The organism is Candidatus Methylomirabilota bacterium, assembly GCA_027293415.1.
Classification (GTDB): domain Bacteria; phylum Methylomirabilota; class Methylomirabilia; order Methylomirabilales; family CSP1-5; genus CSP1-5.
Genome location: JAPUFX010000044.1, coordinates 1 through 9,862, shown reverse-complemented (window position 1 = coordinate 9,862; position 9,862 = coordinate 1). Strand labels below are relative to the sequence as shown.

Here is a 9,862-nt window from a genome sequence, read left to right as displayed (position 1 = left end):
GCTTGACGGGAACTCTGTACGATCTCACCAAGGTTACGCTCATCCAATGCTTGACGATGGAAAAGGGATCTGACTCACGCGACGGCGACCAGTACCACTACGCCAAGTTGTTCCCTCACTTTGTCTTGGAGGTGCGGCGGCATATTGGAGCAAACGATAGGCTTATCGTTGAGAGCAGCTTTGTGCTCGAGGACGCGACGGCACTCTTTTACGACTTTGACGCGTTCGGCACCGTCATTGATGCGGTTCCCCACATAGAACGGATTGCAACGGCCAACAAGCTGAACAGGCCTATCCCGATCGGACCGGAACCGCGGATTGCGTACTTCGCCGGCAAGCGCAACATCATTGACGTGGACACCGTTCTCGGTAAGGTGCGCGCGCAGCACAACCCAAGCTGGAGCCTAGGAGGTCCCAGCGGCGTGCGAATCGACAATGTCATCTCCGTAAGCATCGAGGCAGAGCCTCCCGTTACATTCGCCGAGGCCATTTCTCGGACGCTGCGGTTACTTCGGTTTCTAGAGTTGGTCATCGGTCGTCCTCAAAACCTGCGCGAGTTGGTCATGTATGTGGACAACGGTGAACATCGGCAATCACTAAAGGTGCACTGGAGCCATCGTCCATCCCGAGATGCGGATTCGACCGATGACAGATGGTTCCCACACCCGGCCGATCTGCTTCTCGACCCTATCAGGCGGTCGGAAGAGTTTGCTGGCGTGATGCGCGCATGGCTGGAAACGGATGAGGAGCGGCAGGACGCGAGGCAGCGGTTCCACACTTCGTTCGCGCATCAGCGGAGATACTTCGTGGAACGGCTGGTTGGGGCTGCGAACATGTTCGACATCCTGCCGACGTCAGCCTCGCCCAAGGATGTCGAGCTGTCCGAGGGGTTGCTGGATGCCAAGCGGCGTTGCCAGGAGATATTTGGCACCCTCCCGGATAGCTATGAGCGCAGCAGTGTGCTCAACGCGCTCGGGAGAGTAGGGAGACCTTCGCTTAAGCACAAGACGCGGCACAGGGCGCGGTATGTTGTTGACGCCATTGGAGAGCGGTTCCCGGATCTCGTGTCGGTACTTGACGAGGCCGTTGATTGTCGGAACCATTATGTCCATGGCAGCGCTTCGAGGATTGACTACAGCCAGAACTTCGACATGGTTGCTTTCTTCACGGACACGCTGGAGTTCGTCTTCGCTGCGTCAGAGCTGATAGAAGCTGGCTGGAACATTCGGACCTTTATCGAGATGCCAACAACCATGTCTCATCCCTTCGGCGCATATAGGGTCAACTATGACAGTCAGCTCCAAGCGCTTAAGGCGCTTCTTGCGAAACAGTGAGATACTGGCCGCGACGGAGCGTTCGCTGTGGCTTTGAGCAGGAGCGGCTTAACTCAGCCGTTCCAGCCGACGCGGCCAGGAGGCCGCGCGGCTGACCGCCAGCGTTATGTGAGAGGCCTTAGGAGTTTGCTGGTGCGGTCGGGTTTTGGGCGATCCTACGATACCGGTAAACCGTACTCTTCGAGAGGTCCATCTTTCGGGCGATCTCCCGCCAGCTCAGGCCTTCTCTTCGAAGCTGTTCGACCCGGAACCGGTTGAGTACGGCCCGAGGCCGGCCGATCCGTTTCCCACTCGCCTTCGTCTTCCGCAGGCCGGCCACCACGCGTTCCCGTATCATCTCGCGCTCGTACTCTGCGACGGAGGCGAAGATGTTCCGGAGCAGGCGTCCGGTTGGGGTCGTGCTATCCATGTGCGGCTCCGTGGCGGAGATCACTTCGATCCCGCGCGCCAGGAGATCCTCGACGACCGTCACGAGATGCCGGAGACTCCGACCCAATCGATCCAGCCGCCACACGAGGATCCCGGCGAAGCAGCCCTTGCAGCATGGGGGCCAGGTCTTGACTTTGCACTTTGCGAAAAGATCGGATAGAAACGCTTATGAGCTTCCCTCAGTAGGATATGTGTCAGGCATGTGATTTTGGCAATTCCTCGGTCACCTAAAGTAAGGCATAGCCCGCTTCTGGATCATCCTACCCCTGACTAATGCCCAGACATTGAGAGCAGATTAACGTAAAGATCCATGTAGCGGCCTACCATTTCTGCTTGCGAGAGACCGCCGAGCTCGACCCCCGCAATGGCAAGATCTCCTAAACTGGGGAAATGCCTTGCTGCTCCTCAATCAGCGGGAAGAGGCCTTCGACAAGTACGAGAATTTTCTTCGCACGGCGAGGGGAGCCTATCCCCAACACGAAGCAGAGGTCCGGCGTTTCCTGAAGGCCCACGGGCGCTGACCATCGAGATCGGGATCTCGCCAAGACCTACAGGCCTTGACGATTGAGCCGCCCTGTGCTAAGGAAGAGTTCCCGTTCTACGGACCTGAGAAACGATTGTTCACACCGAAACCGCCATCGGTGCACAAGGATAAAGGAGGACAAAAATGAGGAAACACATCGTAGGGATCGTGGGCTTCGTGCTTATCCTGGGGCTGAACGCTCCAGTAGCTATAGCGTACCACTGTCCAAAACTCGTTAAGGAATGCAGAGCTTTAGTCGCCAAGATGGAAAAGCGTAAGGCCGGGGACCAAGCAAAGGTCGCGGAAGCCAAGGCGGGGTGCGAAGAGGCATTGCGGCTTCACGAGGCGGGAAAACATAAAGAGTCCGTCATCAAGGCCGGCGAGGCGATCACCGCCGCGGGCCAATCGGTCAAGTAGAGAGACGGCGAGCCCGCTGTACCCTGTTATACAGGATGGCAAGGTGGGTTTTATCGACAAGACGGGGAAGTATGTCTGGGGACCTACAAAGTATAAATGATTGGGCCGCCTCGCGATCCCGTCTTGGGAACCCCCTATTTCAATTCGTACCGAAGTAATAGACTAACCCATTCCCAATGTTGTCACCCTCTAGCCGATCCTCCATGAGCCCTTTCCCCGTATGCCTTCCATGCCACGTGGGCTAAGAAAGGTCTTGAGACGCGCCAAAAACAGCTGGGGGGCGGATAAAGACTGTAAAAGGGGCGTAAAAGGGGCGAGGGTCAGGTCTTGATTTTACACTTTGATAGGTAGTTCCGCAACACAGTGACACTCCCCAGGGCTTAATCGGAACGAGGTTGGGGTCTAAGCTTTACATTTGGCACTCGCAGTGAGCAAAAGCCTGATTGGCCCTCCTCACCTGGTCTTCCGTGGCCTCCAATCGACGCCTCCGCATCGGCGCACCTTCTTGCAACCCAACAGTCTGATAACCTGCCCCTCCTTGACCCTTGCCTTTCCGCTTGCGAGAGACGGCGGAATCAGGTAAGACTATCATCCCTGCTAGTCGATTGGCTGGACCCCTCCCGCGAGAGCAAGCCATGTTAGCCAAAGTCCTCAGTGGTGCTGTCCTCGGGGTGGATGCCTACATGGTTGAGGTGGAGGTGGACCTTGCCCTCGGCCTTCCCTCCTTCTCCACTGTGGGCTTGCCCGACGCGGCCGTCAAGGAGAGCCGGGACCGGGTCAAGGCAGCCATCAAGAACTCCGGGTTTGATTTCCCTCCCCGACGGATCACGGTCAATCTCGCTCCGGCTGACATCAAGAAGGAAGGCGCCGCCTTTGACCTGCCGATGGCTATTGGCGTATTGGCGGCACAGAGTTTGGTGAAACCGGACCGGCTCTCGCAGGTGCTGGTCCTTGGTGAGCTGGCCCTTGACGGGATGGTCCGTCCCATCCGTGGGGCTCTTCCGATGGCCGTGGCCGCCGCCAAGGCAGGTCTGGAAGGGATCGTGCTTCCGGTTGACAATGTCGCCGAGGCGGCGGTCGTAAAGCAAATCAATGTATACGGGGTCCACAGCCTGTCCCAGACGCTCGGGATGCTCAACGGCGAGCTCACCATCGAACCCAGCACCACCGATCTCGATGCGGCCTTTGCCGAATCTTCCCACTATGCCATCGACTTCACCGACGTGAAAGGACAGGAGCATGCCAAGCGGGCGCTGGAAGTGGCCGCGGCGGGCGGTCACAACATCCTCCTCATCGGTCCGCCGGGGTCAGGGAAAACCATGCTTGCCAAGCGTCTCCCGACCATCCTTCCGCCCCTGAGCCTGGAAGAGGCGATCGAGACCACCAAGATCCATAGCGTCTGTGGTCTCATTCCACCTCGAACGCCCCTCATCGCCGTCCGACCCTTTCGGGCCCCCCACCACACCATCTCGGATGCCGGCCTGATCGGTGGTGGGAACATTCCTCGTCCGGGGGAGGTTAGCCTCGCGCATCATGGGGTCCTCTTCTTGGATGAAATTCTGGAATTCAGACGAAACGTCCTCGAGGTACTCCGCCAGCCACTCGAGGACGGCCAGGTGACCATCGCTCGGGCGATCATGTCTCTCACCTATCCGGCGTCCTTCATGCTGGCGGCAGCCATGAATCCATGCCCGTGCGGATATTTGACCGACCCCCAACGGGAATGTGGCTGCTCGCCGGGTGAGGTCCAACGGTATCTCAGCCGGATTTCGGGCCCCCTCTTGGACCGCATCGATATCCACATCGAAGTCCCTCCCCTTCGGTATCGAGATATGGCGGCAGAAGCGGGAGGTGAACCCGCACCGGTGATCCGGGAGCGAGTGAGACGGGCCCGGGCGCTCCAGGCTGACCGCTTCAAAAAGAGTAAAATCTTTTGCAATGCGGCCATGAGCCCCAAACAGATCCGCCGCCATTGTCAGGTGGGGGATGAGGGCCAGCGCCTCTTGGAGACGGCGATGGAACGGTTGGGGTTCAGCGCCCGCGCGTATGATAGAATATTGAAAGTAGCCCGCACGATTGCCGACCTGGTCCCTGAAGAGAGTCTCCACCCACAACACATTGCCGAAGCCATCCAGTACCGCAGCCTCGATCGCGGACTCCGGGGAGGGTAAGCCATGAGTGCTGTTCCAGCGAAATGCTTTCAGTGCCAGCAGGATCTTCGTTACGATGCGATCAATTTGCGATACCGCTGTCCCGTGTGCGACACCGGTGCCCCCGTGCTGGCTGGGCGCTCGGCCGATAAACTTGTCCCCTTGGCCGAACGACTGGGGCTCGAATCGGCTCGCCTGCTGAGCAAAGTAGAGCGTTGGCTTAACAAATGAAGCAGAGGAGGGTCCTCTGGGTCCTCATCCTCGGCCCCTTCCTCATGGTCACGGTCGGCGCAACGCAGGAGGTTCGGGAGGGGCGTGGAGTTCTCGAGCGCCTGATCTTCCTTCCCCAACAGAATCGATTCGAGATTACTGTTCAGGAGGCGCAGGGAAGACGAACCTTCACCGCTGACAACCGCGTGGTGTTGATCAAGCTCGATTCCAATCTCTTGAAGGACCCCCGGACGGCACCGTTGGCCCGCGATGGGCCAGTCGTCTTCTACTACGAAGAACAGGAACCCCGCATCAAAAAGCCTTTCTTTTCTCGGGTTGTGGTCCTCTTTGTCGATGTCTCGCAGTTGAGGGCCTTCCTGACCTCCCCATAACGTGTACTCGTTCAGAGTTCACGGTTCATAGTTCAGAGTTCACAGATCTTGGCAAAAACTGGGACTCCTATCCCTCAACCCTGAACTCTCAACCCTGAATCCTTAACCCGTCAGGCGTGGACTCTCCCTCACAGTTGCGCTATCCTAGGCAAAAGCGTGGCGGAGGCATGTATGGTCCGGGGGAAGAGAAGGAGGGGAGGATGAAGGGCCGATGAGGCGCGGTGTTGTTCCCTTCGGCATTGCCATCCTGATCCTGGGGGTTGGGAGCTGTGCCAAAGGAGAAAGTCGGTCGTCTGAGATAGTGACGGCCGCCGTCGAAACCAATCCCGTTAGCCTCGATCCCCGGGTTGCCACCGATGCCCTTTCGCTTCATGTGGGCGGGTTGCTGTTCAATGGTCTCGTCCGCGCAGATGCAAACTTCCGAATCGTCCCGGATCTGGCCGAGCGATGGGAGCAACTTGACGAGCGAACCTATGTTTTTCATCTACGGCGTGGAGTACGGTTTCACCATGGACGTGAACTGACGGCTGAGGATGTTCGGTTCACGTTCGAATCCCTCAAGACCGTTGGTTCGGCCTATGCTGGCGTCCTCGAAGAGATCCGAGAGATCCAGGTCCTGGATCGGCAGCGGGTGGCCTTTCATCTGAAGCACCCCTTCGCCCCCATTCTGTACCACCTGACGATTGGAATTGTCCCGTCAGACTTAGCACGCCAGGAGGGTTTTGGGCAGAACCCTGTGGGGACGGGGCCCTTTCGATTCAAGCGATGGGTGCAGAATGAATGGGTCGAGGTCGAGGCATTTCCGGACTATTTTGGCGGCAAGCCCAAAATCGGGCGACTCAGGTTTCGAATCATCCCGGAAGCCACCATCCGCTTCTTCGAACTGAAGAAGGGGACCATTGATGTCCTCCTGGCTTCGCTTCCGCACGAGATTTTTCCACTCGTGGTGGCGCTGCCCGGGGTTGAGGTGGCCAAGGTTCCCTCCAGCAACTACACCTACATCGGTTTCAACCTTGAGGATCCCATCCTCAGCAACCTTCGCGTCCGTCGGGCAATCGCCCACGCCATAGACCGCGAGGGTATGATGACGTATCTGCTCCGCGGGCAGGCCATTCCGGCCACGGGCCTCCTGTCTCCACAGCACTGGGCCTACGAGTCGCACGTCGAGACATTCCCGTTTGATCCGGAAAAGGCCAGGCGCCTTTTGGACGAAGCCGGCTATCCAATGAAAGGACGAGCGCGGTTTACCCTTACCTTTAAAGCGACGACGAACGAGATCAGTCGGACGATCGCCGAGGCGATTCAATATCAGCTCTCCCAGGTAGGTATTGCACTCGAGATCCGGAGTTACGAATTTGGGACCTTTTACAAGGACATCAAATCAGGGAATTTCCAGCTCTATGTCCTGACCTGGGTTGGAATTACCAGTCCGGACTTTTACCACTATATCTTCCACTCGGACTCTTGGCCCCCGCGTGGGGCCAATCGAGGAAGGTATCAGAACGCTGAGGTGGACCGCCTTCTCCTGGCCGTTCGGCGGACATCCGATTTGAAAGAGCGAATGGCAATGTACAGCCGTGTTCAGCGGATTCTGGCGAAAGAACTTCCCTATGTCAGTCTTTGGCATGAGATTCGGTTGACAGCATACAAGTCCAGGGTCCGGGGCTTTTCCCCCATGCCCGGGGGCGACTTTACCCCTTTGAAGGACATATGGCTCGAGGGCGGATGACAATTTCGAATTTCGAAATTCGAATTTCGAAATCTTGCCCGGTGGGCTCCGAACCGTGAGCGGTGAAGGCATGTGATGGCTCGTTATCTACTGAGACGATTGCTGCTCCTCATTCCGGTGGCGTTGGGCGTCACCACGCTGGTGTTTCTTTTGATCCACCTGACCCCCGGAGATCCAGTGGAAGTAATGTTGGGCGAGGCCGCCCTCCCTGCCGCAAAGGAGGCACTCCGGCGTACTCTACACCTCGACCGGCCAATCCTGGATCAGTATCGCCACTTCCTCGTCGGAGTACTTACGGGAGACCTGGGGTTTTCGCTTTTCTCCCGGGAACCGGTCTTCACCACGCTCATGAATGCACTTCCAGCCACCATCAAGCTCGCGCTAGCGGGCCTCATGTTTGCCCTGGTCATCGCCGTCCCGTTGGGCGTCCTTGCCGCGGTGAAGAGGGACTCTGGCGTCGACATCGGAAGCCGATTTGCGGCCCTTCTCGGAGTCTCGATACCGAACTTTGTACTCGGGCCGCTGCTCATTCTCGCCTTTGCGATCCAGTTGAACTGGCTACCCGTGTCTGGTCGGGGCAGCCTTCAGCATTACGTCCTGCCGGCCTTGACCCTGGGGATGGCCATGGCGGGAATCCTCTCGCGGATGGTCCGGGCGAGCCTTTTAGAGGTCCTGGGCCAGGAGTACATCCGAGTGGCTCGGGCAAAGGGACTGTCGGAGAGTCGCGTGATCCTCCGTCACGGCCTCAAAGCATCCCTGATTCCCGTCATTACGGTCGTGGGGCTTCAGTTTGGGGCGTTACTTTCCGGGGCGATCATCACCGAGATCATCTTCGCGTGGCCAGGACTCGGAAGACTCACGCTCCAGGCGATCCAGGCTCGAGACTATCCTCTGGTCCAGGGATGCGTCCTGTTCATTAGTTTCGGGTACGTCTTGGTCAATACGGCGACGGATCTACTGTATGCCTACGTGGATCCACGGATCCGGTACGAATAGCAGCTGGGAAGCTGGGAGGCTGGTATGCTCGGAGAGGGAGAAGCCCTGTTCCATTCTGCGGTTCATTCCTTGAGCGTCCCAGCATCCTAGCCTTCTAGCCTCCAAGCAGTGGTTGCTGACTGCTGAAAGCTAATTACCATTGGGAAGCATGGTGCGGATGCGAAAACAAAAGGCATGGCCCGCGGGACTTGTATTGGTTGCCAGCATGATGCTGTGCGCCCTGCTGGCGCCCGTCCTGGCCCCTCAGTCTCCAACAGAGCAGGTACTGGCTGAAGGACTCAAAGGACCGAGTCGTGACCACCTGTTCGGCCAGGATCGCCTGGGCCGAGACCTGTTTTCCCGGACGCTGTATGGGGCCCGGATCTCCTTCTGGGTGGCGACGGTGGCGGTCAGTATCTCTTTGGGAATCGGGCTGTTGATCGGGGCAATAGCGGGCTACTTTGGGGGGTGGACGGACGAAATCTTGATGCGTCTGGTGGATATCCTGCAGGCCTTTCCGGGAATTCTCTTGGCCATCGCCTTTGCCGCCATCCTGGGGCCGAGCATCACCAATGTCGTTATCGCTCTCTCCCTGATCGGCTGGGTCGGGTATGCCCGGCTCACCCGCGGTCAGATCCTGGTCGTTCGGGAAATGGAGTTTGTGACAGCGGCAAAAGCCTTGGGGGGGCGCGACATGCGAGTAATCCTCCGCCATCTGCTCCCGAATATTCTTGGACCCATCGTGGTGGAGGCCAGCTTTGGATTCGCGGTGATGGTAATCGCCGAGGCCAGCCTGAGCTTCATCGGGCTGGGCGCCCAGCCCCCAACCCCCAGTTGGGGGGCGATGCTCAACGAAGCCAGGCAGTATCTCTTGGTGGCCCCTCATTTGACGATTTTTCCGGGGATTGCCATTGTGCTGACCGTAATGGGGTTTAACTTCCTCGGGGATGGCTTGCGAGACATCTGGGATCCCAAGAGCGGGGGATGACACTCAAGCAAAAGATCGGCCAGCTCTGCATGTTCGGATTTGACGGCCCTGTGACTCCCTCTTCCCTTCTCGGGGTTCTGCAAGAGTGGGGTCTTGGAGGGGTGATCCTGATGGGGTCTAACCTCAAGAGTCCGCTGCAGGTACTGGAGCTCACCCGAGCACTTCAAGAATTGGCGGTAGACCCTCCGCTCTTCATTGGTGTCGATCAGGAAGGGGGAAGAGTGTCGCGGCTAAAGCCTCCCTTTACCCAGTTCCCCCCCGCCGCCCGTCTGGGGGCGCTTGGCTCGGAGGAGCTTGCCCGAACGGTGGGCGGTGTCATCGGGAAAGAGTTGCGAGCGGTCGGGATCAATGTGAATTTTGCCCCGGTACTGGATGTGCATACCAATCCGGACAACCCCGTGATTGGCGACCGGGCCTTTGCCGCGGAACCTGACGTCGTGGCTCGCATGGGCATTGCGTTTTCCCAGGGGCTTCAGGCGGAAGGGGTCTCGGCCACAGGAAAGCATTTTCCCGGCCATGGGGATACCTCGACCGACTCGCATCTGGACTTGCCAGTCGTCCATCATCCGAAAGATCGGCTCGCTCGTGTGGAACTGCACCCATTCCGCCGGGCCATTGAAGCTGGACTTTCGATGCTGATGACCGCCCATGTGCTATGCCCCGCGCTCGATCCCGCGCTTCCGGCGACCCTGTCACCTCTGATTCTGACGCAACT

11 protein-coding genes are annotated in these 9,862 nt (G+C 58.4%); 10 read left to right on the top strand and 1 reads right to left on the bottom strand.

Annotation, left to right across the window (positions count from 1 at the left end; genetic code table 11):
- Window positions 1-1,334: hypothetical protein (locus O6929_03165; protein MCZ6479396.1), on the top strand; the 1,334-nt coding region annotated here is incomplete at its 5' end.
- Between the two features lie 118 nt (window positions 1,335-1,452).
- Here the strand turns inward: O6929_03165 and O6929_03160 are convergent.
- Entirely contained in the window at window positions 1,453-1,848 is a 396-nt protein-coding gene (locus O6929_03160; protein ID MCZ6479395.1) for a recombinase family protein, read from the bottom strand.
- Window positions 1,849-2,158: 310 nt separating this feature from the next.
- Between O6929_03160 and O6929_03155 the strand changes: the two genes are divergently transcribed.
- The 9 genes from O6929_03155 to O6929_03115 all read left to right on the top strand — a co-directional run.
- Entirely contained in the window at window positions 2,159-2,284 is a 126-nt protein-coding gene (locus O6929_03155) for a hypothetical protein (GenBank protein ID MCZ6479394.1), read from the top strand.
- A 146-nt stretch (window positions 2,285-2,430) separates the two neighbouring features.
- The gene (locus O6929_03150; protein MCZ6479393.1) at window positions 2,431-2,703 is read left to right on the top strand and encodes a hypothetical protein; all 273 of its coding nucleotides are present in this window, start codon (window positions 2,431-2,433) and stop codon (window positions 2,701-2,703) included.
- Between the two features lie 635 nt (window positions 2,704-3,338).
- Window positions 3,339-4,874 (top strand): YifB family Mg chelatase-like AAA ATPase, encoded by a 1,536-nt coding sequence (locus tag O6929_03145; GenBank protein MCZ6479392.1) that lies wholly within the window; start codon window positions 3,339-3,341, stop codon window positions 4,872-4,874.
- Window positions 4,875-4,877: 3 nt separating this feature from the next.
- Complete coding sequence (locus tag O6929_03140; protein ID MCZ6479391.1) at window positions 4,878-5,084, top strand: hypothetical protein; 207 nt, start codon at window positions 4,878-4,880, stop codon at window positions 5,082-5,084.
- Window positions 5,081-5,455 carry a hypothetical protein gene (locus O6929_03135; GenBank protein ID MCZ6479390.1) on the top strand — a complete coding sequence of 125 codons (375 nt, stop codon included), beginning with the start codon at window positions 5,081-5,083 and terminating at the stop codon, window positions 5,453-5,455. Before O6929_03140 ends, O6929_03135 begins: the two co-directional genes overlap by 4 nt.
- Before the next feature lie 211 nt (window positions 5,456-5,666).
- Window positions 5,667-7,184 carry an ABC transporter substrate-binding protein gene (locus tag O6929_03130; protein ID MCZ6479389.1) on the top strand — a complete coding sequence of 506 codons (1,518 nt, stop codon included), beginning with the start codon at window positions 5,667-5,669 and terminating at the stop codon, window positions 7,182-7,184.
- A gap of 75 nt (window positions 7,185-7,259) precedes the next feature.
- Complete coding sequence (locus tag O6929_03125) at window positions 7,260-8,180, top strand: ABC transporter permease (protein MCZ6479388.1); 921 nt, start codon at window positions 7,260-7,262, stop codon at window positions 8,178-8,180.
- Between the two features lie 157 nt (window positions 8,181-8,337).
- Window positions 8,338-9,147: an ABC transporter permease gene (locus O6929_03120; protein ID MCZ6479387.1), complete on the top strand. Its 810-nt coding sequence runs from the start codon at window positions 8,338-8,340 to the stop codon at window positions 9,145-9,147.
- A partial coding sequence (locus O6929_03115) for a glycoside hydrolase family 3 protein (protein MCZ6479386.1) occupies window positions 9,144-9,862 on the top strand: 719 nt, incomplete at its 3' end. The genes O6929_03120 and O6929_03115, both read left to right, overlap by 4 nt.

Bases quoted from the DNA above. Each gene is read 5' to 3' on its own strand.
- O6929_03130 (MCZ6479389.1), top strand. From the start codon at position 5,667: ATGAGGCGCGGTGTTGTTCCCTTCGGCATTGCCATCCTGATCCTGGGG.
- O6929_03140 (MCZ6479391.1), top strand. From the start codon at position 4,878: ATGAGTGCTGTTCCAGCGAAATGCTTTCAGTGCCAGCAGGATCTTCGT.
- O6929_03120 (MCZ6479387.1), top strand. From the start codon at position 8,338: ATGCGAAAACAAAAGGCATGGCCCGCGGGACTTGTATTGGTTGCCAGC.
- O6929_03150 (MCZ6479393.1), top strand. From the start codon at position 2,431: ATGAGGAAACACATCGTAGGGATCGTGGGCTTCGTGCTTATCCTGGGG.
- O6929_03135 (MCZ6479390.1), top strand. From the start codon at position 5,081: ATGAAGCAGAGGAGGGTCCTCTGGGTCCTCATCCTCGGCCCCTTCCTC.
- O6929_03145 (MCZ6479392.1), top strand. From the start codon at position 3,339: ATGTTAGCCAAAGTCCTCAGTGGTGCTGTCCTCGGGGTGGATGCCTAC.
- O6929_03125 (MCZ6479388.1), top strand. From the start codon at position 7,260: ATGGCTCGTTATCTACTGAGACGATTGCTGCTCCTCATTCCGGTGGCG.